The sequence below is a fragment of the Bacillus sp. XT-2 genome, assembly GCF_025696525.1.
Taxonomy (GTDB): domain Bacteria; phylum Bacillota; class Bacilli; order Bacillales; family Bacillaceae; genus Bacillus; species Bacillus halotolerans.
This window is the reverse complement of record NZ_JAHVOC010000001.1, coordinates 199,011-224,783: the sequence shown is the minus strand read 5'-3', so window position 1 is coordinate 224,783 and position 25,773 is coordinate 199,011. Positions and strand designations below refer to the sequence as shown.

At 45.1% G+C, this 25,773-nt stretch carries 26 protein-coding genes and 1 other annotated feature; of the genes, 3 read left to right on the top strand and 23 right to left on the bottom strand.

Annotated features, from left to right (window positions below; translation table 11 throughout):
- Positions 1–27: 27 nt before the first annotated feature.
- The 8 genes from KXD37_RS01200 to KXD37_RS01165 all read right to left on the bottom strand — a co-directional run bounded on the left by KXD37_RS01200 (position 28) and on the right by KXD37_RS01165 (position 9,667).
- On the bottom strand, positions 28–1,329 hold the full coding sequence (locus KXD37_RS01200; protein WP_127696667.1) for an ABC transporter substrate-binding protein: 1,302 nt from the start codon (positions 1,327–1,329) through the stop codon (positions 28–30).
- Between the two features lie 30 nt (positions 1,330–1,359).
- Complete coding sequence (egsA, locus tag KXD37_RS01195) at positions 1,360–2,544, bottom strand: sn-glycerol-1-phosphate dehydrogenase (protein ID WP_263463209.1); 1,185 nt, start codon at positions 2,542–2,544, stop codon at positions 1,360–1,362.
- Positions 2,541–3,359: an HAD-IIA family hydrolase gene (locus KXD37_RS01190; RefSeq protein WP_101860150.1), complete on the bottom strand. Its 819-nt coding sequence runs from the start codon at positions 3,357–3,359 to the stop codon at positions 2,541–2,543. The genes egsA and KXD37_RS01190 overlap by 4 nt, the downstream gene beginning before the upstream one ends.
- On the bottom strand, positions 3,337–4,026 hold the full coding sequence (gene araD / locus KXD37_RS01185; protein ID WP_024122427.1) for an L-ribulose-5-phosphate 4-epimerase: 690 nt from the start codon (positions 4,024–4,026) through the stop codon (positions 3,337–3,339). The genes KXD37_RS01190 and araD overlap by 23 nt, the downstream gene beginning before the upstream one ends.
- A 12-nt stretch (positions 4,027–4,038) precedes the next feature.
- Positions 4,039–5,724 carry a ribulokinase gene (gene araB / locus KXD37_RS01180; RefSeq protein ID WP_188323202.1) on the bottom strand — a complete coding sequence of 562 codons (1,686 nt, stop codon included), beginning with the start codon at positions 5,722–5,724 and terminating at the stop codon, positions 4,039–4,041.
- A 15-nt stretch (positions 5,725–5,739) separates the two neighbouring features.
- Entirely contained in the window at positions 5,740–7,230 is a 1,491-nt protein-coding gene (gene araA / locus KXD37_RS01175) for an L-arabinose isomerase (RefSeq protein ID WP_263463208.1), read from the bottom strand.
- Positions 7,231–7,412: 182 nt separating this feature from the next.
- Positions 7,413–8,384: an arabinan endo-1,5-alpha-L-arabinosidase AbnA gene (abnA, locus tag KXD37_RS01170; RefSeq protein ID WP_101860147.1), complete on the bottom strand. Its 972-nt coding sequence runs from the start codon at positions 8,382–8,384 to the stop codon at positions 7,413–7,415.
- A 197-nt stretch (positions 8,385–8,581) separates the two neighbouring features.
- A complete protein-coding gene (locus KXD37_RS01165; protein ID WP_263463207.1) occupies positions 8,582–9,667 on the bottom strand; it encodes a M42 family metallopeptidase in 1,086 nt (361 codons plus the stop codon).
- Positions 9,668–9,854: 187 nt separating this feature from the next.
- On the opposite strand from KXD37_RS01165, the gene ysdB reads away from it, so the two are divergent.
- The gene (gene ysdB / locus KXD37_RS01160) at positions 9,855–10,247 is read left to right on the top strand and encodes a sigma W pathway protein YsdB (RefSeq protein ID WP_024122432.1); all 393 of its coding nucleotides are present in this window, start codon (positions 9,855–9,857) and stop codon (positions 10,245–10,247) included.
- A 16-nt stretch (positions 10,248–10,263) separates the two neighbouring features.
- Here ysdB and KXD37_RS01155 read toward each other — a convergent pair whose 3' ends face one another.
- The 4 genes from KXD37_RS01155 to infC are packed head-to-tail and all read right to left on the bottom strand — an operon-like array spanning position 10,264 to position 11,712.
- Positions 10,264–10,533: a DUF1294 domain-containing protein gene (locus KXD37_RS01155; protein WP_024122433.1), complete on the bottom strand. Its 270-nt coding sequence runs from the start codon at positions 10,531–10,533 to the stop codon at positions 10,264–10,266.
- Positions 10,534–10,586: 53 nt separating this feature from the next.
- A complete protein-coding gene (rplT, locus tag KXD37_RS01150) occupies positions 10,587–10,946 on the bottom strand; it encodes a 50S ribosomal protein L20 (RefSeq protein ID WP_003222420.1) in 360 nt (119 codons plus the stop codon).
- Positions 10,947–10,977: 31 nt separating this feature from the next.
- Positions 10,978–11,178, bottom strand: a complete 201-nt coding sequence (gene rpmI / locus KXD37_RS01145) for a 50S ribosomal protein L35 (RefSeq protein WP_003222418.1) — start codon at positions 11,176–11,178, stop codon at positions 10,978–10,980.
- A gap of 12 nt (positions 11,179–11,190) precedes the next feature.
- Positions 11,191–11,712, bottom strand: a complete 522-nt coding sequence (gene infC, locus KXD37_RS01140; protein WP_071543361.1) for a translation initiation factor IF-3 — start codon at positions 11,710–11,712, stop codon at positions 11,191–11,193.
- A 57-nt stretch (positions 11,713–11,769) separates the two neighbouring features.
- Positions 11,770–11,900: a sequence feature (ribosomal protein L20 leader region), on the bottom strand.
- Between the two features lie 738 nt (positions 11,901–12,638).
- Here infC and KXD37_RS01135 point away from each other — a divergent pair.
- Positions 12,639–13,295: a hypothetical protein gene (locus KXD37_RS01135; protein ID WP_263463206.1), complete on the top strand. Its 657-nt coding sequence runs from the start codon at positions 12,639–12,641 to the stop codon at positions 13,293–13,295.
- Between the two features lie 30 nt (positions 13,296–13,325).
- On the opposite strand, the gene lrgB is transcribed toward KXD37_RS01135, so the two are convergent.
- The 4 genes from lrgB to lytS all read right to left on the bottom strand — a co-directional run bounded on the left by lrgB (position 13,326) and on the right by lytS (position 17,102).
- Positions 13,326–14,021 carry an antiholin-like protein LrgB gene (gene lrgB, locus KXD37_RS01130; protein WP_263463205.1) on the bottom strand — a complete coding sequence of 232 codons (696 nt, stop codon included), beginning with the start codon at positions 14,019–14,021 and terminating at the stop codon, positions 13,326–13,328.
- Positions 14,022–14,042: 21 nt separating this feature from the next.
- On the bottom strand, positions 14,043–14,483 hold the full coding sequence (gene lrgA / locus KXD37_RS01125) for an antiholin-like murein hydrolase modulator LrgA (protein WP_263463204.1): 441 nt from the start codon (positions 14,481–14,483) through the stop codon (positions 14,043–14,045).
- A gap of 134 nt (positions 14,484–14,617) precedes the next feature.
- Positions 14,618–15,343, bottom strand: a complete 726-nt coding sequence (locus KXD37_RS01120) for a LytR/AlgR family response regulator transcription factor (protein WP_044153936.1) — start codon at positions 15,341–15,343, stop codon at positions 14,618–14,620.
- A complete protein-coding gene (lytS, locus tag KXD37_RS01115) occupies positions 15,321–17,102 on the bottom strand; it encodes a two-component system sensor histidine kinase LytS (RefSeq protein WP_202647566.1) in 1,782 nt (593 codons plus the stop codon). Before lytS ends, KXD37_RS01120 begins: the two co-directional genes overlap by 23 nt.
- A 173-nt stretch (positions 17,103–17,275) precedes the next feature.
- Between lytS and KXD37_RS01110 the strand changes: the two genes are divergently transcribed.
- Entirely contained in the window at positions 17,276–18,061 is a 786-nt protein-coding gene (locus KXD37_RS01110; RefSeq protein ID WP_038954252.1) for an HAD family hydrolase, read from the top strand.
- A 39-nt stretch (positions 18,062–18,100) separates the two neighbouring features.
- Here KXD37_RS01110 and thrS read toward each other — a convergent pair whose 3' ends face one another.
- From thrS to speD, 7 genes are all read right to left on the bottom strand, one after another.
- On the bottom strand, positions 18,101–20,032 hold the full coding sequence (thrS, locus tag KXD37_RS01105; protein ID WP_010335257.1) for a threonine--tRNA ligase: 1,932 nt from the start codon (positions 20,030–20,032) through the stop codon (positions 18,101–18,103).
- Positions 20,033–20,429: 397 nt separating this feature from the next.
- Positions 20,430–21,275, bottom strand: coding sequence for a putative sporulation protein YtxC (gene ytxC / locus KXD37_RS01100; RefSeq protein WP_106020243.1), 846 nt, complete (start codon positions 21,273–21,275; stop codon positions 20,430–20,432).
- A gap of 78 nt (positions 21,276–21,353) precedes the next feature.
- The gene (locus KXD37_RS01095) at positions 21,354–21,995 is read right to left on the bottom strand and encodes a TVP38/TMEM64 family protein (protein WP_254517825.1); all 642 of its coding nucleotides are present in this window, start codon (positions 21,993–21,995) and stop codon (positions 21,354–21,356) included.
- Between the two features lie 36 nt (positions 21,996–22,031).
- Positions 22,032–22,964, bottom strand: a complete 933-nt coding sequence (gene dnaI, locus KXD37_RS01090; protein ID WP_024122442.1) for a primosomal protein DnaI — start codon at positions 22,962–22,964, stop codon at positions 22,032–22,034.
- A gap of 27 nt (positions 22,965–22,991) precedes the next feature.
- The gene (dnaB, locus tag KXD37_RS01085) at positions 22,992–24,413 is read right to left on the bottom strand and encodes a replication initiation membrane attachment protein DnaB (protein ID WP_254517826.1); all 1,422 of its coding nucleotides are present in this window, start codon (positions 24,411–24,413) and stop codon (positions 22,992–22,994) included.
- 113 nt (positions 24,414–24,526) lie between these two features.
- Positions 24,527–24,985 carry a transcriptional regulator NrdR gene (nrdR, locus tag KXD37_RS01080; RefSeq protein WP_010335260.1) on the bottom strand — a complete coding sequence of 153 codons (459 nt, stop codon included), beginning with the start codon at positions 24,983–24,985 and terminating at the stop codon, positions 24,527–24,529.
- 272 nt (positions 24,986–25,257) lie between these two features.
- Positions 25,258–25,638 (bottom strand): adenosylmethionine decarboxylase, encoded by a 381-nt coding sequence (gene speD / locus KXD37_RS01075; protein ID WP_003223584.1) that lies wholly within the window; start codon positions 25,636–25,638, stop codon positions 25,258–25,260.
- Positions 25,639–25,773: the final 135 nt, after the last annotated feature.

The following is a 25,773-nucleotide window of genomic DNA, read 5'->3' as shown; positions in this document are numbered from 1 at the left end:
CCCCGCTTTCACTTTTTGAATGGGATTCTATTTCTGTTTCAGTTCACCTGCCGCTCTGTCCAAGGCTTGTTTTGGCGTCTTTTGCTGAGATTTGAGCGCGTCGAATAATACGCTTCTGTTGACAAGGTCTGAAGCCTTGGCAAAATCCTCATGTAAATAAATCGGATTGATTTCATCCTTGATATCGAGCAGCACAGAAAAAATGCCTGTTCCGTTTTGGAAGTAATCCGTGTATTGGTTTTTCTCTTTCAATTCCTTGGAGCTCCAGACATCCCAGCGAAGCGGATCGAACCCGAGCACACTCCAAAGCTTTTTGTTTCCTTCTTCAGAACCCTTCGCAAAGGCGAGAAACTCTTTCGCTAATTCGACATGTTTGGCCTGCTTTGGCACAACGGTGGCTGTGCCGCCCAAACCTGCTGAACGGTCGCCTCCTTCTTTCCATGCCGGAAGCGGCCGAATGGCAATCTTCCCTTTCAGATCAGGCATATAATCTATGAATCTTCCCATATACCAAATCGGCATCAGAACAGAAGCCGCTCCGCCTTGGTTCATAAAACCGTAATATTCTTCACTGTGATGCCCGCCGCCTGGTGCAGCGATCATTGTTTTATCATTAATCAGGTCTTTTAAATACTGAAGCGTTTTTACGTTGGTGTCATTATTCAGGATCAGCTTTCCGTTTTTATCAAAATACCCTGAGTTTTGCTGTGAAATCATAGATAAAAATGTTGCTGAATCATTTGTTTCCACTGTTCCCATTGGCTTTCCGGTCGCTTTGCGCACTTTCTGTCCGGCTTTGCGGTAATCATCCCATGTTTTCATATCATCCGGGTTGATACCGGCTTTTTTCATAATATCCATGTTATAGAACATAACTGTCGTTCCTACATGAGTATCCAGCCCGTATAGCTTGCCGTTTTTGCTGTACAGCGTAAGACGCGCCTCTACGAATTTATCCCGGTCCTTTTCAATAAGCGGGGACAAATCGGCAAGCGGCACATCGGTGCCCTTCAGAAAGTTTGAAAACCGCGCCAATTCTACATCTGCAATGTCAGGCACGCCTTCCCCGGCGATTAAGGAAATCGACAGATTATCGTGCATTTGGCCATACGGATAGACGACCGTATTCAGTTTAATTTGACGGTCAGGATATTTCTTGTTCCACTCTTTCACCATTTCCACATAAAACTGCTCATGAAGTCCGTTAAATGTCCAAAAAGTCAGCTCCGTTTCACCCGGCTTACCGGATGACCGTTCCGCTGAACACCCAGCGATAAATAATGTCAAAACCATCATGAGCGCAAGAAAACAGACAGTCATCTTTTTCATCTATGTTACCCCTTCCATTCGAGGTGCGGGCTATTCATAAAGACCATGATTGACAAGCGTTTTGTTTTCATTGATGAGCCTTAATCCGGTGCAGCGGTCTCTTAAGGTGTGTGCGTGTCTGAAGGCATTTTTGACGGAATCCTGCCCGACACCGATTTCGTCAAAATACGCAGGGCCTCCGGCAGATTTCAGCCAGCCGGCCAGCTTTTTTCCTTCCGGCAGCGTTTCATAAGCCGATTGAATGACTTCCCGCTGACGCGGAGAAAATTCGTTCAGCCCTTCGGCTTGGATCAGCTTTCTGTACGTGTCAGTCAATAAAACGGCCGCACAGCCCACTTTTGCCCCATGGAGAATCTGAGGCCGTTTTTTCTCCATTAATTCCATCTCAATCCAATGGGAAATATGATGCTCCCCTCCTGAAGCAGGACGGGAATGATCCAAAGCCAGCATGACAAGTCCTGATACAATCAAGGACTCCATCAGGACCCGGATGCCCGTTTCCGTTTTCATCGCAATGTCTTCAGCATGTTCGATACAGGCATCAAGTGCTTCTTGTACGAGCTTTGCGCCTGTTGATGAATATGGCTCACCAGCGAGATGATGAGAAATGTTCCAATCAGCCAGAGACGTCATTTTGCCTAGCATATCCCCAAATCCAGCCGCCACCATAGGCTGCGGCGCCGATTTTAAGATGTCAAGATCAGCGAACAGCGCGGACGGGGCCTTCGTTTGGATGGTGGTTTTCGTACCGTATAAAATAATGGGCGCACCGGCTGATGTAAATCCGTCAACGGATGGGGCGGTCGGATAAGAAATAAACGGCAGCCCCCTCTGGAAGGCGGCAAAACGCACAATATCATGGATAGTCCCCGAACCGACTGCGATCATGATATCTGTTGATTTTTTCGTATGGACCAGCACATGAATGAGTGACCGTTCATCTGCCGCCACATCTCCCGCTTCATTTTCCGGAATGATCAGACACTCCGCCTGAAGCCCTTCCTTTATCAAGCGGTCTTCTAACTCGATCCCCGCTATACGGTGCGTATTCCGATCACAGACAAGGACGATACGCTGATCATTCTTTCTTTTTACATAATCCAACAACCGATCGGCTGCTTGTTTTTCTAGAATAATTTCTTCTACTTCTACAGGAAATGTCATCTCCCCCGCGTGTTCAAAAGCACGCTGAACGTCAGCTGCGATATGATTCATAGCAGAATCCCCTCCTCAGCCAGTTTGGTTACATCCTTAATCGACTCCAGTACATAATCCGGCGTATACAAACGCTGTTCACCCGGTTTCGCTGAACCAGTCAGCACTAAAGCGCTCTTCATGCCATACAGCTTTCCCGTTGCGATATCAGATTCAATGCTGTCCCCTATAATCATACATTCATGTGCAGAAAGCCCCAGCGCAGTACAGGCAGCCTCCGCCATCAGCCACGACGGCTTTCCGACGACAAGCTCCGTCTTCGCCTGAGCAGAAGCTTCTATCGCCCCAATCATTCCAGCGACGTCGATGGCATTCCCGTCCTCATTAGGAAAATAGCGGTCTTTGTTCGTGGCAATTATACGAGCGCCTGCGGCGGCCGCTTTAAAGGCTTGATTCAAGTCTTCGTAGGTGAGTGTTTCATGAAGCGAGATGACAAGCCAATCCGCCTCCTTCGGTTCATCTGCTGTCTGGACGCCTGCCAGCCTCAGTTCGTCAATCAAGCCCTGTTCTCCAAGCACCCATACCTTTGAAAAACGATAGTTCCTTTTTAAAAAGGCTGCTGTCACACTTGATGACAGGACAATTTCGTTTACATCTGCATCTATTCCGGCACCAAGCAGTTTTTTTCTGCACATGGCACGGGAGATATTTCCCCGGTTGCTCAAAAAGACGATTTTCTTTCCCATATTTCGAAGTGTACTGATGGCTTCTCTTGCTCCATCGATCAGTTCGTTTCCTCTGAATACGGTACCGTCCAAGTCAATCAGAAAACCGGCCGGTGATACTGCGGGATTATGACTGGCCATAATACGCATTTGCTCCGTGTTTTCGATAAAAGTGCTTTTCGTGGAGAACAGTATTGATCGGGTTGACATTCTTGTTCAGCATCATAGAGTGATACGCCATTTCCGCAACCGTTTCTAACACCACCGCGTTATGAATGGCGTTTAAGGCATCTGTGCCCCAGCAGAACGGGCCGTGGTTATTAACGAGCACGCCCGGCACCTGCTCGTATTTATGATGCTGAAAGGTCTCCGCGATCACTTTGCCTGTATTCAGTTCGTAGTCATGAATGATTTCTTCATCGTACATTTCACGTGTACACGGAATCGCACTGTCGAAATAATCGGCATGTGTCGTGCCTAAAGGGGGTATGTCCCTTCCGGCTTGCGCCCAGCTTGTCGCCCATTGAGAATGGGTATGGACAATCCCGCCGATATTTGGAAACGCGTTATACAAATAAACATGAGTGGGTGTATCAGAAGAAGGTTTGAGCGAGCCTTCTACGACCTCACCTTCCAAATTCAAAACAACCAAGTCATCGGCTGTCAGCTCGCTGTATTCGACTCCGCTCGGTTTAATGACGATTAACTCTTTTTCACGGTCAATACCGCTCACATTTCCCCACGTAAAGGTCACCAGCTGATGCTCTTGAAGCTTCAGGTTGGCAGCCAGCACCTCTTTTTTTAACGTTTCAAGCATGCTCATCACCCTTTATGAATTCTTTTGTGCGGCAGATGAAAATTGAAGATTTTTTATCGTTTTCAGACGCTTCATGACATGATTCTCTTTTCCGAAATATTGAACAAGCTCTTTATATTCAGCGTATAGCTTTTCATATACGGCGGCATGCTCAGCATTTGGCGTATATGAATTATCTTTCAGTTTCCCCATGTACGCCGCTGCCTCTGTGACATCATCATAGCCGCCGTTTTCTTTACCGGCCGCAAGCGCGCCGAAAATGGCAGATCCTAAGGCAGGGGCTTGCGGTGAACCTGAGATTTTAATATCCATGTTTGTGACATCCGCATAAATCTGCATGACAAACGGGTTTTTCTCAGCAATACCGCCAGCTGCGTAAAGTTCTTCAATTGGCACTCCGCTTTCTCTAAATGTTTCAATAATCATCCTTGTGCCGTATGCTGTTGCTTCAACTAACGCACGGTAAAGCTCTTCGGGTTTCGTCAGCAGCGTCATGCCAAGCAGCATCCCCGTTAGATCAGCATCAACAAGGGTTGAACGGTTTCCATTCCACCAATCCAGGGCAAGGAGGCCGCTCTCCCCCGGTGCTTGCATGTTTGCCTTCTCGCTCAGCAGCTCGTGAATGCTGACATTTTTTTTCTCCGCTTCGTCTTTATAGGCTTGCGGGACACACGTTTTCACGAACCATTCAAAATGATCGCCCACACAGGACTGTCCGGCTTCATACCCCGCAAATCCCGGAAGGATGCCGTTGTCCACAACCCCGCACATGCCGGGCACAATGTTTACCTCGTCTCCTAAGAGTACGTGGCATGTTGAGGTTCCCATAATCATCAGCATTTTTCCTGGTTCTGTGATACCGACAGCCGGAACAGAAACATGAGCGTCAACATTCGCAACAGCAACTGCTGTGCCCGGAAGGAGACCGGTCAGCTGTGCCATTTTTTCCGTCAGCCCGCCTGCTTTTTCCCCTACTGAGTGAATCGATCCCGCTAACTTATCTTTTGTAATCGTTTTCATTGCAGGGTGAAGTTTTTCAAAGAAATTCTCTGAAGGATATCCCGCTTTTTCACTCCAAATCGCTTTATAACCAGCTGTGCAGTTGCTTCGCTTCAGCGAGCCGCACAGCTGATACACGATCCAGTCAGCTGCTTCGATCATCCGATCAGCTGCTTCATAAATGTGCGGCGCTTCTTCGGCAATCTGCATCACCTTCGGAATCATCCATTCTGATGAAATCTTTCCTCCGTAGCGCTGTAAAAAAGCTTCTCCTTCTTCTTCGGCGATTTGATTGAGCCGATCAGCATGCTTTTGGGCGGCATGATGCTTCCAAAGCTTCACATAGCTGTGCGGCTCCTCTTCAAATTCCGGCAGCATACATAATGGCTGTCCTTCACTGTCGACAGGCAAGATCGTACATGCCGTAAAATCAATTCCGATCCCGATGATCTCTTTTGGATCAACACCAGTCTGTTCAAGTAATGATGGAATCGTTGTTTCCAAGACTTCCAGATAATCTGCCGGATGCTGAAGCGCCCAGTCCCGCGGCAGCTTTTGACCCGTTTTGGGAAGGACGGTATCAATGACGGCGTGTGGATATTCTTTGACAGCCGCCGCCAGCTCTTCTCCAGTTTTGACGTGAACGAGCACCGCTCTTCCTGATAATGTTCCGAAATCAACACCTATTGTGTAAGCCAAGTGACATCCTCCTCTCTACTTTTGAAGCCTGTAAAGCGCCTCGTTCCATTTCAATTCATGTTTCAGCTTGTGAATCGATGTATCGTGAGAAATCAAGATACTTTCAACCCCCGCCATTTCCGCCCAATCCATCAATTGCTCCGCTGTCAATTCGTAAGACAAGCAGGTATGGTGTGCGCCGCCGGCTAAAATCCATGCCTCTGCCGCTGTTTTTAATGAAGGCTCAGGCTTCCAGAGAACGCGGGCGACAGGCAGATTCGGCATATCTTTCTCGATTTCCTGTCCGTTTACCTCATTGAGCACGAGACGGAAACGCCCTCCGATATCAACCAGACTCGCTTGAATGGCTGATCCGCTGATGCCATTGAATACAAACCGCGCCGGGTCATCCTTGCCTCCGATAGACAGCGGATGTACTTCAATTTTCGGCTGATCCAAAGCAACTGTCGGGCACACCTCAAGCATGTGTGAGCCAAGAATCTTTTCATTTCCAGGTTCAAAATGGTACGTATAGTCTTCCATGAAGGACGTTCTTTTACCTTCAGCCATGATTTTCATCATCCGGACGAGAGCAGCCGTCTTCCAATCACCTTCTCCGGCGAACCCGTAGCCTTTTTCCATCAGCCTCTGAACGGCCAGCCCAGGCAGCTGTTTCATTCCGTGCAGCACTTCAAATGAAGTCGTAAAAGCCGTGTATCCGCCTTGTTCAAGAAAAGCGGTTAGACCAAGTTCAATTTTCGCCTGTTCTTTAATGGACGCTATCTTTGCTTCGTCTCGTTTCGTTTCCTCGCTGATGACATAAAGCTTGTCATACTCTGCATAAAGTGTTTCGACCTCATCGTCAGAAATTCCATTCATCACTTCGACAAGATCCCCGATGCCATAGCCGTCAACCTGCCAGCCGAACTGGATATGCGCTCCCACCTTGTCTCCGTCCGTTACTGCAACATGGCGCATGTTATCTCCGAATCTGGCAACCTTGATATGTCTGCTTTCATTTAACGCAGCCGCCGTATTCATCCACTGAGAAATTTCTTTCTTTACCTCTTCATCATCCCAATAGCCCGCGACAACTTTACGGCTCAGCCCCATACGGGAATTGATGTACCCGTACTCGCGGTCGCCATGTGCGGATTGGTTGCTGTTCATAAAATCCATGTCAATCGTACCCCATGGAATATCGCGATTATATTGAGTATGCAGATGCATAAGCGGTTTTTGATAAGAGGAAAGGCCTTCTATCCACATTTTTGCGGGAGAAAATGTGTGCATCCATGTAATAATACCGGCGCATGTCTCACTGTACTCCGCTTCTCTTAACAGCTGTCTGATGGTTTCCGAGGAAGTTACAACAGGTTTATGCTTAATTTTATATCTGGAAGAAATGCCGCTAAGCCCCTCACAAATGCTTTTTGCATGCTGGTCTACCAGCTGCAGCGTTTCTTCTCCGTATAGATGCTGGCTTCCTGTTACAAACCAGAATTCATAATCTCTTGTCTGAAGCATGTTGACTGCCCCTTTCTTATAAAATAAAACGCTTCCAATTCTAAATTGATAGATACGTACTAATAAACAAAAACTAGTGAATTATCATTAATTTGTACGAACAACTTCATTATAGTAATTCAGTAGGATACTGTCAATCTTTTCTTTTTAAAAAAAGCCAGGTATTCACCCGGCTTATCAGTTTAATAGGACGGCCAGCCCGAACTCCAATTCAAATCATTGATTAGTAGCTTGGGAATGCCGTTATCTTTCGCGTCATAGGCATGGCGCACAAGTATGTTTCCATTTACAATATCCTGACCTCCAGGCCCTTTCCATTGATCATTGCCGGAATCTAAGATGGTGCCCCCTCCTTCCAGCATGCTTTTTCCGCTTTTATCAAGATAAGGCCCTGTTATGCTTTTAGATCTCCCATAAGCAATTTTGTACGTACTATTTACCCCGTCACAGCATTTATCAAATGAAACCATTAAATAGTAGTAACCATTTTGATACGTGAGGGTAGGAGCCTCCAGCGCTCCGCTATTACTCGGTCTCGACGCAATGGAATAAAGCGATCCGGTAGGCTTCATCGTGTTCTTATCCAGCTTGGTCAGCTTGATTCCGCTCCAAAATGAGCCGAACGCAAGCCACGGATTGCCATCCTTGTCAAAGGTGAGTTCCGGGTCGATGGCGTTATAATTATCGGAGCTCGTCGACCGGATCACCAGGCCTTCGTCTTTCCAGCTTCCCGAGCTGATGCTTGTTGAAGAAGCAAGGCCTATGGCAGAGACATTTTTTCCGAAAGAAGAAACTGAATAATACAGCCAGTACTTTCCGTTATAATATTGAATGTCCGGTGCCCACTGGTTTTGGCCGTAATTCGGCACATAAGTGGACCACCATGATAAAGGTGTGCTGAAAATCGATTTTTGCACGGTCCAATTTTTAGCATCCGACGATTTGAGAACCCGCAATCCCCTTTCTTCCGTAAGGCCTGTTCCAAACGCGTACCACGAGCTTCCCTCTTTGATCATCGTTGGATCATGAAGCAGTTCATTAGATGCTCCCCAAAATGCAGCGGATGCCGGAGAAGCGGAAGTCAATAACAAACCCGCCGTCAGAGCAGCACTCGAAAAGTGAAAGAACCGTTTCCATGCTTTTTTCTTTTTCAATTTTTTCAAACCTCCCTTATTTTAGAAAGCGCTTACAAATTGTGAAATTGAATCCTCCTTTCCTTACAAATGAGCTGCTTCTCGTACGTGATCAGATTCAGGAATTTTTCGGTATCTCCTTTATTGTAGTCACTCCGCCAAAATTTGTACAGACAAAAAAATAGAATCCGCCTTGTGAGGCGGATTCTTCCGTATCTTTATTGGTACGTAATATCGTCAACCGTTTGCCGGTCTAACTTCTTAATGACTTCGGTGATTAATTTTACCGCGTTTTCATAATCGTCACGATGCAGCATGGCAGCGTGCGTATGAATGTATCGTGTTGCAATGGTAATGGACAGCGCCGGAACACCGTTTGCCGTCAAATGAATGGACCCGGAATCAGTTCCTCCGCCGGCGATCGCATCAAATTGATATGGAATGCCTGCTTCTTCTGCTGTATTGACAACTAAGTCACGAAGCCCTTTGTGGGAGACCATAGATGCATCGTACAGAATAATCTGCGGCCCTTCTCCCATTTTGCTTTGCGCTTCCTTCTCAGAAATCCCTGGTGTATCTCCGGCTATTCCTACATCCACACCGAAAGCAATATCAGGCTGTATCGTGTGCGCAGAAGTCTTCGCTCCTCTTAGGCCGACCTCTTCCTGTACAGTTCCAACACCATACACAACGTTTGGATGATCTGTGTCTTTTAAATTCCTCAAAACATCAATGGCGATCGCACAGCCGATACGGTTGTCCCACGCCTTTGCTAAAAGAAATTTTTCATTGTTCATGACCGTGAATTCAAAATGCGGAACGATCATATCACCTGGGAGTACGCCCCATTCCAATGCTTCCTCACGGCTTGAAGCTCCGATATCAACGAACATCTTTTTGATATCGACCGGTTTTTTTCTCGCTTCAGCAGATAAAATGTGCGGTGGCTTAGATCCGATAACACCTGTGACCTCTCCCTTTTTCGTCACGATGGTGACACGCTGAGCCAGCATGACTTGAGACCACCAGCCGCCGACAGTTTGAAAACGGATAAAGCCTTTATCGGTGATTTGTGTCACCATAAAGCCGACTTCGTCCAAATGCCCGGCAATCATAATTTTCGGGCCGTTTTCCGCACCTGTTTTTTTCGCAATTAAACTGCCAAGCCGGTCAGTTGTCACTTCATCAGCAAATGGTTCTATGTATGATTTCATCACTTGCCTTACTTCTCTTTCATTTCCCGGAATGCCTTTTGCATCAGTTAATTCCTTCAGCATGGTTAACGTTTCATCCAATTTTGCCATGATTCCAAAAACCTCCTTCATCTGTCCTGCATTATTATTATACAAAACCTGACGGTAACCATACGACTATTTCACTTAAAAAGCGGGTATATCTTTTTTAACAAACTTCTTTTAGAAAAAGTGAAACCTTTTTCTATGCTCTACGTATTACATCAGATCATCACAATGAGGGAGGTGCCTTCACACAATGTTTATCATGGTTCTCCGGATTTTATTGCTTGCTCTATTTGCTTACTGTATTTATGCCTTGGTCAAATATGTCGCAAATCCAAAGAGAAGATTGAAGCTGGCCCAATCAAAAGAACTTTTTTATATTATCGATGAACAGAACAATACCCGAAAGAACTTTCAATTGACGTATAAAGGCGTGCTTTTTGAAGGAGAAAAGCATATTCCTTCCAAGGATCATCCGTTGTTCATCCACACCATCTTTGTATGGACGGAGTCTCCTGAGAAGCTAAAAAACTTTTCCGCAAAAGATTTTGAGAATATTGAAGAAAAAGTACTGGAACGATATCCGGATTGTAAAATTGACTGGGATCTGCCCATTAAACTTGCAAAAAAAGCAGAAGAGCGGTAAACGCTTTTCTGCTTTTTTATAAATCAAACGGACTGTAATAGATGCCGATCAACACCGCTTCAATCACCAAGAGAAACGGCACACCGTATTGAAATGATGCGTGCTTCGTTTTATGTCTGAAGGTCTGCATGCCGAGCCAGACACCAAGCGCTCCAAACACGATGGCGATCAGCCACAGCCGGTTTTCAGAAATTCTCCATTTGTGGCGCTGCGCTCTTCGTTTATCTGCGCCCATCACCCAAAAACCGCACAGATTGATCAGAACTAGATATACAGCAATTATCATGTTGCCTCATCCTTTATATAAAAAAGCCGCTCTCTAAGAGCGGCTCTATATCATTATTTGTTTAATTGAGCTTTAGCAGCATCAGCAAGCTGATTGAATGCAGTAAGATCGTTTACAGCAAGATCAGCAAGCATTTTACGGTTTACTTCGATACCAGAAAGCTTAAGACCGTGCATTAAACGGCTGTAAGAAAGACCGTTCATGCGAGCAGCTGCGTTGATACGAGTGATCCAAAGCTTACGGAAATCACGTTTTTTCTGACGACGGTCACGGAAAGCATAGTTTCCAGATTTCATGACCTGCTGGTTAGCTACTTTGTATAATGTATGTTTTGAACCGAAATAACCTTTTGCTAATTTAAGAACCTTTTTACGACGCTTACGTGTAACAGTTCCGCCTTTTACTCTTGGCATTAAATTTCCCTCCTAATTGTTCCTTGTCCGATTACTTGATGTTAGCAAGCATTTGTTTGATACGTTTGAAGTCTCCTGCGCTTACAACAGCACTCTTGCGAAGCTTACGCTTTTGCTTTTGAGATTTGTTGGCGAATAAGTGACTTGTGTATGCATGAGAACGTTTTAACTTCCCAGAACCTGTCTTTTTAAAACGTTTAGCAGATCCGCGGTGAGTTTTCATTTTTGGCATGGGATTTCCTCCTTATTGCTTTTCGTTTTTCGGCGCGAGCATTAAGAACATGCTGCGGCCGTCCATTTTTGGTTTTGTTTCGACTGTCGCAACCTCAGCACATGCTTCAGAAAAACGGTCTAGTACACGCTGGCCGATTTCTTTATGAGTGATTGCGCGTCCTTTAAAGCGGATAGAAGCTTTCACTTTATCGCCTTTTTCAAGAAATTTAATCGCATTGCGCAACTTCGTGTTAAAGTCGTGCTCATCGATTGTCGGGCTTAATCTAACTTCTTTTAAGTTAATGATTTTTTGATTTTTGCGTGCTTCTTTGTCCTTTTTCTGCTGCTCGAATCTGAACTTTCCGTAGTCCATGATGCGGCAGACAGGCGGTTTTGCATTTGCTGCAACTAACACAAGGTCAAGATTTGCGCGGCCGGCTATTTCAAGTGCTTCCTGACGGGACTTGATTCCAAGCTGGTCGCCATTTTGTCCGATTAAGCGGACCTCACGTGCACGGATACCCTCATTAACCAATTGATCTTTGCTAATAATGAGCCACCTCCATAGTTTCTTCGAATTGATTCACAACTCTTTTGACTGCATTCTGCAGGCAAACAAAAAGTGCGGGCATTATAAAACACCCACACTACGAACATCTGTATCAATAAAAATGTACGGTCAACCTGCCAACTACATGAATGTGTCAATCAGGTGAGAAGCGGGTGCTTCTGCTTGTGATTTATATTCAATTCAATAACTATTCTACACAATGCCGGATGTTTAGTCAAGGATGACTTATCCGGAACAACTTTCTCATTGTAACATGGGTTATTTATGAGTGCAAGAGAGAAAAAGAAAATCTTTTATTCTTATCCAGAATGCAAGGTTCTGAACCCTCCAGCCAATCATGAAGGATTTTGTTAAAACAGCATCGGCTGAGCCAGCCAGCGGCGCTCCATGCCGATCCCTGGAAACATAACGGTTCTCGAATTTTCATTCATCTTTGCGATTTTAGCTGCCGATGCTTTCCTTTCATCACTTTTCTTTCTTTTTCCCCGACTGGCACCAGCAGGCTGGCACTGGTTTGTCTGAGCGAATCGGGTATCGTACATGTCATATTAGTATTTGATAAAGCGTACCTGCACTCATTTGACTGCTTACTTTATAGTATGTTTCGAATCGGCTGGCATGAAGATAAAGCATTTTTGTCTGAGTCTGGAAAAGATCAAAACGGCGCCACAAATGTTGAAAATGGCTGATTTGATCTTCCCGCATCCAGCCGCTGACACCCCCGCCATAAATAAAAATCAGGAGTTGCGGATGCTCTGCACCAGATTCTGTTATATGAAGATCAATATACTACCCCATCCTTCTCCTTATTTCGCAGTTTACCAAAAACCACATATAGGAAAAAATGCAAAACAAAGTGAACCTCACACTAAAAAAGCCGATATAAGAACGAGAAGGGAGTCTGACACATGAACAAACTGATACAGCTTACTCTATTTTTAACATTGATAGTAACCGGCTGCTCCAATAGCAACAGCATATCTTCAGAGCCAAAAGAAGAGACCGTTATCACAGCCGCAGCGTTTCATGAAAACAAGCTGGAGAAAGAGCTGAAAAACCTAAAACCCGTTTCATTGAAAATGGTGAATCCTCTTGCAACTGAATTAGGAAAGCTGAAGGCGAAGGAAGAAGCAGAGAAACAAAGGCAAATCGCTGCAGCGAAAAAACGTGAAAAAGAGCAGAGAGCGAAACGAAAGAAACAACAGGAGGAAGAAGCGGAACAGCAACGATTGGCACAGGCTGCAGCAGGGAGACAGCGATTAGCGGAAGCAGAAAGGCAAGCTGAGCTTGAAAGGCAGCGTCAGGCAGCACTCCAAAAACAGCAGGAAGCGGACGCCAAAAAAGAACGGCAAGCGCAGGCACAGCGTCAGCAGAATGAGGCTTCCTCATCTAACAGCCAAAATGCGCCATCTTCCCCGAGCCAGACAGATGATGCCATTCAACCGCCGGCTTCAGAGCTTCCTGATGACGACGGCTATGGTTATGAAGAACGAAAAAAGTGGCATGACGATCAAGTGGAATGGGGCATTAAACAAGGATATATCGATCCGGAAGACGCACCATAAAATAGAAAAAGCCAAGGGTTCAGCCTTGGCTTATCCTCCGATCAGCTGCACGAACACAGGAATAACCAGAACCGTTACGACCCCGACAACGACAACAGCGATACTTGCCATCGCGGCTTCGACTTCACCCATCTCGATCCCGACAGCTACACCGAGTGCGTGTCCGGACGTTCCGAGAGCCAACCCTTTCGAAATGGGATTCTTCACTTTAAATACTTTTAAGAACAAAGCGCCGAGCGCATACACAATGACGGCGTTAAAGATAACAGCAAAAGCTGTGATATCGCTGATGCCGCCAATATCTTTTGATAAAGGAAGCGCAATCGCCGTTGTTGCCGCCTGCGGAAGCATACTTTTCATCACTGCCGCATCAAGGTGAATCCCTTTTGCAAGCAAATAGACAATCGTGACAGAGCAGATAGAGCCTGCGATAATGGAGGACATAATTTGCCACCAGTATTTTTTCAGTTTATCTCTTTGTTTGTACAATGGAATGGCAAAGGCAATCGTCGCGGGTTCCAAGAAAAACTTAATGATTTCTCCCCCGTTATTATAGTCAGCGTAAGAGAAACCGCCGATTTTCAAAAATGCAATCCCTAGCACCATCGCAACAAACAATGGAGTGAAAAGGAAGAACCCTTTTGTTTTTTTAAATAAAAAGGTGCCGATGCCGAAAGCGGCCAGTGATACGACAATTCCGAAATATGGACTCATTGTGCTTTCCATTTCATGAACCTCCTGCTTCTCTTAATGATGAACAAGTTCGTTTTTCTTCTGCGGGGGCTGTACCGTTTTTGCTTTTATGTCATCAGCAGTCTTGCGTTTTCCGCTCAGTGTAAGAATAAGCTGAGAAAACAGTCCTGTTGCCCCCAATAAAATAATCGTTGCGAGAAGAATGACAAGGACGATTTGCAGGCCGTATTGCTGCATCACACCAAGAGAATTCATAACAGATATACCTGAGGGAACAAATAAAAATCCTATCAATGAGGTTAAAGACGCTCCGAGCGTTTCTACTTGGTCCAGTTTAATCACTTTAAAACATAATAGGAGAAATAATAAGACCAAACCTACAACCGACGCTGGTATAGGAATTGGGACAAAAGCGGCAATCATATTGGAAACCAGCATAATGACGGCAAAAATAAATGCTTGTGTTAAAAATCCGTACACTTTTTCAGCACTCATTTTCTTCACCTCTTTCTCTTTTGTACCCTCATTATAAATAAGAACCACTCTCTATTAAGCGCTTACATGATAACTTGCCGAATATTAAAGATGAGTTGCAGCATAAAAAGGATGAAATACAAAAAGCCGCCCCGTCAAATATGGAGCAGCTTTTTTAATTCCTTGGCATATGTCCGGCTGACCGGTATTTTCGATCCGTCTTTCATGATCAGATTATAGGTGGAATTAAACCATGGCTGTATCTCTTTGATGTACTCAGTATTAACGACAAAGCTTCGATGGACGCGGAGAAAATCAGTTTCCGGCAGTTTTTTTTCAATGACAACGAGCGTATCATTGACTGAATAAGATGCATCAAAGGTTTTTACATGGACATGGCCGTCTTCGGTTCCCGCAAAGATTATATCCTTCGTATCCACAATCACAATCGATTCGCCGACAGATAAGGCTAGTTTATGCTGGCTGGCATGGCTGATCTGTTCTGGTTCATCAATCTCCCGCTTTACCTTTTTATACTTTTTCATTGTTTGCCGAACCCTTTCTTCATCGAAAGGTTTGGTTAAGTAATCAAGAGCGTCCACTTCAAAAGCTTTAAGTGCATACTGGTCATAGGCCGTCGCAAACACAATAACCGGGGGATTCTTCATATTCTTCAATCGTTTTGCGATATCAAAACCATTCTCTCCGGATAAATCAACGTCTAAAAACAGCAAATCAGGCTTTTGATCCATCATTTGGTCAAATGCGGATTCAATATTTTCCGCTTCATTGATTTCTAATTCCTCATTTGTCCTTTTGAGCAAATAAGCCAGTTCATCTCTTGCCAGAATCTCATCATCAACTATTAACACCCTGAGCATGTTCTTCTCCCTCTTTCATTTGCTGCATAGGTACTTGAAAGGAAACCTCTGTCCCTTTATGTACCTCACTCTTGATATGTAATGCAGCCTGCTGGCCGAATAAACCGATCAGCCGCTGATTCAGATTATAAAGCGCAGTCCCTGTTCCTTCCTTAGAAGGCAGCGGTTTATTCCCCAGTTCCGGCAAGACGTCCGGCGGAATTCCGCGCCCATTGTCCGTGACCTTCATATAGACGGATGACTCGTCAGATAAGACACAAACCGTTACTTTGCACATGTCTTGTTTTTTTGGAAATGCGTGCCGTAATGCGTTTTCAACAAGCACCTGTAAGACAAACGGAGGAATCTCAATTTGCTCCAGCCTGCTGTCAATATCAAGCTCAATCTTATATTTCCCGGGAAAACGCGCCTGTTCTAATGACAGATAGGCTTGAAGATGATTCAGCTCCTTTGAAAGCGGGATCAGCAGCTGTCTTGCTCCCTGGAGATTAGAACGAAAGTACACGCTAAGCTGCAGCAAAAGCTTACGGGTTTTTTCAACATCTGTCCGGCATAAAGCAGAAATCGTATTGATGGCATTAAATAAAAAATGCGGGTTAACCTGTGCTTGAAGCGCTTTGATTTCCGCATCCTTCAGAAGCTTGCTTTGCAGCTCGGCTTCACCGAGCTCAAGCTGTGTCGAAAACAGCATGGCCAGCCCCTCGGCAAGCTCCTCCTCTACCTGACTGAGACCGGCCGGGCTTTTAAAATACATTTTTAACGTTCCGATTGTGTTGCCGTTTGATGTCAAAGGCAGTACAATCGCCGCGTGCAAAGGGCATTCCGAATGGGTGCATTCAATCTCTTCCTGTGAAGTAGCCTTCATGATGCGCCCAGTTTTAATTACCTTTTTAGACAGACCTGTGATCAGGCTTTCAGATGGGATATGATGATCCATTCCCGCGCCGACATGCGCAAGTATTTTCTCATTGTCCGTCAGAGATACCGCATCCGTTCCGGTCATCTTATGGATGATGGCCGCTACACTTTTACAAGAGCTTTCATTTAACCCTTGACGGAAAAAAGGAAGCGTCTGATCGGCAATGGTCAGCACCCTGTGCGTTTCAAGCGCCCTTGCCTGTTCTTCCTTGCGAATAATGGCTTGAATAATCGACAGGAAAATAAAGCTGCCTGTTCCGTTAATGAGGATCATCGGAATCCCGATCATGCTGACAAGCTCCCAAGCGTCATTGAACGGCTTTGCCATCAGCAAAATAATGACCATTTGCAAGGTCTCCATACCGATCCCGACGAGGGCTGCGATACGCGGTGTCGGCATTCGATAGCGCTTCGTAAAATACCTGCCGATCCATCCCGCTAGAAACCCTGCTAAAACGGATGAGACCGCACAGCTTAAAGCCGTGCTGCCGCCGAGCGAAAAACGGTGAAGGCCTGCTAATAAACCGATTCCCGCTCCTACAAACGGCCCGCCTAAAAGCCCGCCTATTTCAACGCCCAAAATACGGGTATTCGCAATAGAGCCCGACGGATCTATTGTAAACACCCAATCATTATTCACAATCATATGTTTTTGAATTTCGATGCCGGTATAATTGCTGATGATGCTGAAAAGAGAAAAAATAGAAATCAATACGGCTTTTCCTTTGTAGCCCTCCGGATTTTGAAGAGCCTGTCTGAAAAGTTTAGTGTGGGCTAGAATAAATCCCAATATAACAATAATCCCTACCCTTTCCAGCATCATGATCATTAATTGAATCATCTGTGTCACCTGTTCTTTCCCATTTCATTTTATCATTTTTTCGGTAAACCGTTTCATGGCTGACTGTTTTTTTAAAATCGTCTGAAAACATATTTCACAAGGCTTTTATCTATTGTAGAATAAACATGAGCCTTTTGGCAGAAAGAATTGAATCTGAAGCAGAGGAGAAGATCATGAAAGCCGTATTTTTTGATTTAGACGATACACTACTGTGGGATGAGAAAAGCGTCAGAACAACATTTGCAGAAACATGTTTACAGGCCGAGAAAAAATATGGTCTTGACCCTGAGGAATTCGAAGCAGCTGTTCGGGAAGCGGCGAGAGAATTGTACATGTCTTACGAGACATACCCTTATACGGTGATGATCGGCATTAACCCATTTGAAGGGCTGTGGTCAAATTTCTCCGAGCCGATCAGTGAAGGATTTCAGAAGCTGAATAAGATTGTGCCGGAGTACAGACGAAACGCATGGACAAACGGCCTGAAAGCGCTTGGTGTCGACGATCCGGCATATGGTGAATATTTGGGAGAGTTTTTTGCAGCGGAACGCCGAAAACGCCCGTTTGTTTACGATGAAACATTTGATGTGCTTGATCAATTAAAAGGAAAGTACGAGTTGTTGCTTTTGACTAACGGCGATCCGAGTCTGCAAAAGGAGAAGCTCGCCGGCGTGCCTGAGCTCGCCCCTTATTTCAATGAAATTGTCATCTCAGGCGCTTTTGGCAAAGGGAAACCTGATGCTTCTATTTTCGAGCATTGCCTGCAGCTGATGAAGATCCAGAAAGAGGATGCCATCATGATCGGCGATAACCTGAATACAGACATTTTAGGCGCTTCCAGAGCCGGTATCAAAACCGTATGGATCAACCGGACGGATAAGAAAAATGAAACAGAAGTGACGCCTGATCACATCATCAGCAGCCTTCATGATTTGTTTCCTATTTTAGAACATAAATAAAAAAGCATGATCTCTTACATGAGATCATGCTTTTTTGTATTATTTCTTCGCTTCAGCTACAGCCTTTTTCACAAAATCATCAAGTGAAATGGTTTCAGACTTCTGCTCTCCGTATTTACGGACGTTTACCGCACCGTTTTCTGCTTCTTGGTCACCGACCACAAGCATGTACGGAATTTTTTGCATTTGCGCTTCGCGGATTTTGTAGCCGATTTTTTCATCACGGCTGTCGACTTCTACACGCAGGCCTTCACGCTGCAGGCGTTCTTGTACTTGCTTCGCATAATCCAAATGCACAGCCGGAGAAACCGGGATGACTTGGAACTGAACCGGTGCAAGCCATGTTGGAAGTGCGCCTTTATGCTCTTCGATTAGGAATGCAACAAAGCGTTCCATTGTTGATACCACACCTCTGTGAATAACAACCGGACGATGCTGCTTGCCGTCTTCACCGATATATGTCAGATCAAAGCGTTCAGGCAGCAAGAAGTCCAGCTGAACAGTAGACAATGTTTCTTCCTTGCCGATCGCTGTTTTCACCTGAACATCAAGTTTAGGGCCGTAGAATGCAGCTTCGCCTTCTGCTTCGTAATAGTCATGGCCAATTTCGTCCATTGCCGCTTTCAGCATAGATTGCGCTTTGTTCCACATTTCATCGTCATCAAAGTATTTCTCTGTGTCTTCCGGATCACGATAAGACAGACGGAATGTGTAATCGTGCAAGCCGAAATCTTCATATACGTCCTGAATCAAACGAACTGTCCGGATAAACTCATCCTTAATCTGATCCGGGCGGACAAAGATGTGGGCATCATTCAGTGTCATGCCGCGCACCCGCTGAAGACCTGACAGCGCACCTGACATTTCGTAGCGGTGCATTGTGCCGAGTTCAGCGATACGAATCGGAAGCTCACGGTAGCTGTGAATATCGTTTTTATAAATCATCATATGGTGCGGGCAGTTCATCGGACGGAGCACAAGTGTTTCATTATCCATTTCCATCGGAGGGAACATGCCTTCTTGATAATGATCCCAGTGTCCTGATGTTTCATACAGCTCTTTGCTTCCAAGCACTGGTGTATAGACGTGTTCATAGCCGAGGCTGATTTCTTTATCGACAATGTAGCGCTCGATCGTGCGGCGGATTGTCGCGCCTTTTGGCAGCCAAAGCGGCAGACCTTGTCCGACTTTTTGAGAATTCGCAAACAGCTTTAATTCTTTGCCAAGTTTTCTGTGGTCACGCTCTTTTGCTTCTTCAAGCATGCGAAGATGCTCGTCAAGATCAGCTTTTTTGAAGAAAGCTGTTCCGTATACACGCTGAAGCATTTGATTATTGCTGTCACCGCGCCAATATGCACCTGCAAGGCTTAACAGCTTAAACTCTTTAATTTTTCCTGTTGATGGAACGTGTACGCCGCGGCACAGGTCAAAAAATTCGCCCTGCTCGTAAATCGATACGGTTTCTCCCTCAGGAATCGCATCCAGCAGTTCAAGCTTCAGGTCATCGCCGATTTCCGCAAAGCGGGCTTTCGCTTCTTCACGGCTGACTTCTTTTCGAACGATCGGAAGGTTCGCATTGACGATTTTTTTCATTTCTTTCTCGATTTTCGGCAGATCCTCCGGCGTAATCGCTTCTTCCATTTCTACATCATAGTAAAAACCGTTTTCGATAACCGGACCGACACCGAATTTCACGTCTTTGTAAATGCGTTTAATCGCTTGTGCCAGCAAGTGAGCCGTACTGTGGCGCATAATCTCAAGACCCTCTTCTGATCCTTCAGTAATGATTTCCACAGTGCCGTCTTCGTTGATCGGCGTTTTCAAATCGATTTCTTTTCCGTTCAGTTTTCCGGCTAATGATTTCTTTTTTAATCCCGGACTGATGGATGCCGCGATATCTTCTGTTGTTGTTCCTTTCGCAAACTCCTTGACTGCTCCATCAGGAAATGTGATTTTTACCATATCTGACATCATTGTCACTCCTTTTTTTGCATATAAAAACCCCGCCCCCTATGAAAGGGACGAGGTTGAATAAACGGAATCGTGGTTCCACCCTTTTTTCCGCAAGCCAATACACCGGCATCTGCGGCTCTAAACTCTGTAACGGGAGTTCCCGTCAGCTATTACTGTTCCTTATAAAGGGGGTTCACAGCTGAGGTTCAAAGGCGGTAAAGCGAATGGTCCTTAGCTGGGAAGCTTGCAGCCGTGACTTCCCTCTCTTTAAGCCGGTATCATTCCTTCATGTCCTTATCAGTACGTGTGTCAATCTTAATCTCCTATGTATTATAAATTGTTCGTTCCAAAAAATCAACACGATTGTATTTCCTTTTTTTCAAGCGGCAGCCTTAAGTTTACAGGCTGCCGGCACTTATCCCTCTGAGTGCTTGACCGGTGTTTCAGCGTTTGAAAACGCGTGAAGCGGAAGCATTTGCACACGCTCTTGAAATACGTTTTGAATCGTCCTTACCATCATATGCTCGGGCTGGTCTGTATAGAGAATCACCTCATCAGGCGCGATGGAGACCAGCGGCGCAAGCAAATGGGAGTCAATGTACATGGGATGATCCCGGACAAATCGCCTGTCTATGTATTTCATTTTTTCCCGTTCCGGCACATAGCGCATCTCCCACAGTGTAAATGAACCATCATGGACAATGTGCACCTTTTTGATTCGCGGCGGTTTAGCCATTACATAATCTCTGAGTGTCTGAATAAAGTTTTGGTACTCCTGCTCCATCTTATATTCGTCTATTGCCGCTTCCACAGTTTCTCTAAGCTGTTCGTAGTACTTTCCGAGGCGAAAGGTCTGAAAGGAACGAATTGAAAATACCCCGTCCTCTAAACAAATCGTTTGGAGCTCATCTAAAATACACTGCTTGCGCGGCGGCTTCATCGGTTCAAACGGAAGAACATCAGCTTCTCCTTCTATAATACTGTGTGCGAGCTGAAGGATTTGCTGCTGCTCATCCTGGTCCGTGAAACAATACGTCTCTTCAATCAACGACAGCATATGCTCGTCTTCTTTGCAATCTAAAAAAAACTTGACCATAATCGGCTCCATAAAACCCTGAATAGAGAAAGCCGGCTCAGCTTTTTCAATCCCGATTTTTCGTATGCCTTCACGGACAATGATGTTTTTCCGATCGTCCGAATGCTGAATGAGATGTAAAAAAGCGGCTGTATCATGGTCATCTTCAAAGATTATTTCAAGCATGTTTGTCCCCCCTTACGGCATCTGATACAAGTATATGGGGGATGTTTTTAAAATAGACGTAAAGGTCACCGGCAAATCTTAATTTGATTCTTGAAACAAGCTTTGCATTTTCTTTCTGAAGATAAATGGCAGCGCCATAAAAATGATATAAAATCCGAGGACGAGAAAGAAGGCGGGCAAATTGCCCGTGAAAAAGCTTGCTCCCAGCACGTTCAGCACAACGGTCCCAGGGATGATTCCCGCAGCCGTCGCCGCAAAATATGGGAGCGGCTTGACATTAGAAAGCCCTGCCGCATAGCTGACGAAGTCAAAATTAATCGGAAGAATCCGCAGAAGAAAGATATAGAAAAAACCGTTTTCTTCCATCTGTTTCTGGATATTTTCCAGCCTTTCGTGATGGCTGTTGGTTTTTGCCGCCAACAGACCGGCTGCAAAAAATGAGACAGCCGAAGCGCACATCGACCCAAATAGTGTGTAGAGCGTGCCGAGAATCGGGCCAAAGGCCAGTCCGCCCGCAATAGAAATAACTGATACCGGAAATAATACAAGCGGCCTGACGATCGATATCCCGATAAAGATAAGCGGCGCAAAGATGCCGAATGATAAAACCCATATCCGGATTTCTTTCGGAGATAGATTTAAATACCTTTTATTTGCCCAAAAAATCAAGCCTGCTCCCGCAAGCACTGCCAGCCATTTAACAGCCGTTTTAAGTTTCATACCCTCAGTTCCTTCCCCTTTGAACCGCAGCGGTTATTAATGGCGGCGGTTTTCTCCGTCAAGACGGATAGGAGCAGCCAGATATAAAATCCGCTCCATTAATCTTGCCGCTTTCACTTCTTCCTTTTCTCCCCTTTGAGAATACGTAAAATGATGTTTCAGCTCATCAGGCGAGAAATTAGAAGAGAAGAAAGTCGGCAGCTGCTGGGACATTCTGTGCTGAAGCACTGTCCCGATAACTTCATCCCTGACCCAGCTCGTCATCGATTCTGCTCCGATGTCGTCGAGCATCAATACAGGCGTGGTTTTTACCATGTTCAGCTTTTCTTCCAACGAATGATCTTGAAGCGAATTTTTCAGCTCTCTGACAAATTCGGGCACATAGACGATCATGGAGGAATACTCTTTTTCCGCCAGCTCATTGGCAATAGCGGCGAGCATAAAGGTTTTTCCTACACCGAACTTGCCGTACAAATATAATCCTTTCCCTTTTCCCGTCTCATTATAGCTTTTCAGAAAATCTGTGACATGCTGGAACATTGCAAGTCTGCTCGGATCATTAATATCAACCTGCTGGAACGTCGCTCCGAGAAGATCCTGCTGAATATACATGCTTTTCATGAGAGACTTCTGTTTTTTCTGCTGATCGAGCTTTCGTTTGACCGGACATTCGTAATACTCGATATCAATAGAGCGGCCGGTCATCACAAGCTTCGGATGGTAGCCCTCCAACAGATTATTGCTGTTTTCGTCTTCTGAACAATAAGAGCAGTGCTTGCTCTGTCCAATATATTCATAAAGCTTATTTAAGCTTCTTTCAATCATTTTTTGATCGATGACGTCTTCATTTTCCTTTAGAAATGCCTGAACGTCTTGATCCTTCATCACTTTTTCCTTCATTTGTTCAAGACGCTTTTGGAAATCCGGTCTGCCGGTTACGCCCTGCAGGGAACGGCTGATTGGTTCCATGTATTACTTCACCCCGCATCTCTGCTCTTAATAGGCAGAGTATTTTTTCAGTTTTTTCATTTCTTCCATCATCTTTTTCTTCTGTTCTTCCAAGTCCTGTTCATGCAGCATTTGCTGTCCGGTTTCAGAATCGGAAGCCGTTTTCTTTTCTTTCATCCAGTCAGGAAGTTTTTCTTCGCGAATCACTTTTTGATTTCGTTTAGAAGATTGGCTCGTTTTCCCTTCAGCCCATTCGAGATACTGGCGGTTTTCTTCTATGGCAAGCTTCATCGCTTCTCTGACCGTTTTGACTTTTTTGCGCGCCCAATGGGAGGCAATTTTTTGAATATAATTTTTCGACAGCTTCATGTCGGTTTTCAGCATGACGTAATAAATCAATACATTTGTGACGCCTGGCTCCAGCTTCTGTTCAAACATAATTTCTTCTATAATTTTTAGATCTGCTTTTGACGGTTCGGTTCCGTCCGCGATATCCTGAAGAAGCTTTTTCGGTGAGATGACCTCCAGCAATGCGATCAGCTCACTATCCAGCGAATCCTCTTCTGCCGCTTTTCCGCCTTCACGCAGATGTACCGGCTGTGTTTTCTCCACTAAGTCCGGCAGCTGTCCGTTCCTCTCGATTTGGTACCAGTCACTTGCTGCTTTTCTTAAAGCTTCGGTGGTAATCACTTCATGCTCATCGATCGCGCTCATGACGACATTTTGCATCTGCAAAGGATCAATGCCGTACAAATAAGAAAGCTTTTTAATCGTTTCCCGCACCTGCTGTGTCATTGCTTTTCTTGGAATCATCGTCTCCGAAAGCCCCGCTAAAAACAAATCAAAATCGAACACATCCTCTGTAACGGTATAGGACGGAGCCTGTCCGACAGTTGTATACTCCCTTCCCGTCGCAAGTCTCACCGTTTCCTCCATATCGGATGTGAGCTTCCATTCACTCGGCTGCAGCGATTCAAACGCATGATTAAACGGCCTTGTAATTTCTTTGGCGTCTTCTGAAATCGCCGGATGCGTAAAAAATTGTTTTAACTGCTGATATTTTGTTTTTCCGACTCTGTTATACAGAAAAACGTTCAGCATGCCGTCTTCGAAAAATTCATTCGGCCGCAGCGGCGCCAGCAGTTCATATATAAAGAGGCGCTCCTGCCGCTCGGATTCTTTCATATATACTTTTAGCAATCCGATGCCCTCGAGCTTTCCCTGTTCCTGATGGATCGTTTTCAAATTGGACTGGGTCATTCCCATCAGCTGTCTATGTGTGGATTCTCCGCCCCACAGACGGTTTTGTTCAAGTTCTCCCCACAATGTCATATAAAGAGAGAATGCAACAGGGCCGATTAAGGGCTGGTACAGTTGTGTAATAATTTGTCTGTCAATATCCTGCAGCATTGATTTGCTCTTCACCACATAAGGGTCTACAGGCAGTACATCTTTCCAATAGTCAGCCATACATTCTCAAACCTTCCGATTATGTTTCTACCTCTCATTTTACACCGTTTCGAATATCTATCAAATGCCAATTTTGCACATGAGAAAAGAGCTAGAAGAATCCTTTTAGCTCTTTAACGCTCTTTCTTTATTAAATCTTTTAATTCATCGATAAAGACATTAATATCTTTAAACTGCCTATAGACGGACGCGAACCGCACGTATGCGACTTCATCAACCTTAGCCAGGCGATCCATGACCATTTCTCCGACGAACTCGCTTTTCACTTCGGAACAGCCTTGATTGCGCAGTTCTTTTTCAATGTCAAAACACATATCTTCCAGCGTTTTGAGTGAAACAGGCCTTTTTTCACATGCTTTAATAAGGCCGCGCAGCATTTTTTCCCTGCTGAATTCCTCTCGCACACCTTCTTTTTTAACAACGATGAGCGGGGTTTCCTCCACTTTCTCAAAGGTAGTAAAGCGGTAATGGCAGGCTTCGCATTCCCGTCTTCTGCGAATGGATTTTCCGTCATCCACAGGCCGTGAATCGAGGACTCGCGTTCCGTTATGCTGGCATGAAGGACATTTCAATAAAATCAGCTCCCAACTATTTCGTACCCTGCAATGTATATTCGGCAGCCTCCGGCTATAAGTGATGTGACAGGCATCTGTCGGGAGAGCCGTTGTTTAGGCTGTGTCTAACAGCATCAGGCGGTTTATGACATATCTCTTTCTTATTTTACAAAAAAAACGGAAAAAGAAAAAGCTAGCCGCCCCTGTTTGTTCATAAAAATAAAAGGAGCATAAGCTAAAAAGCGCGTAACGGCTTTCTAGCTCCAGCTCCCTTTGTGTTCGTGTTTACTTTATAGTACTTTCGCTTGCGCCTGTTTAATCTGCACAGGCCCCATTCCTCTTGGTATTTCAATGTTTTCTCTTGTATCAGCATGTAATGCCTCTGCAATGTAGTCAGCAGCGACATTAGGATCTAAGTCTCCACAAGTATAAACATCAATGCTTGCATATCCGTGCTCAGGAAAACTGTGAATCGTTAAATGTGATTCGGAAATAATAACGACTCCGCTTACGCCTTGCGGTGCAAATTTGTGAAATGCAACCTCGCGCACCTCAGCTCCTGATTTTAAAGCAGCATTTACAAACGTTTTTTCAATAAAATCCATGTCATTCAGCTTATCAAAATCGCATCCCCATAGCTCGGAGATAACGTGACGCCCCATTGTTTCCATAGTCATGGACCCCCCTTAACAAGAATTAAAAAGTGAAGTTCCAACAACTGGGTCGGCTATTTACCACGGGGGAAAGTTAGTCCGGAGAGGTCCTAACCCTTTAAGTAATCCCGAAACAGTCTCAAGCAAGAAGTT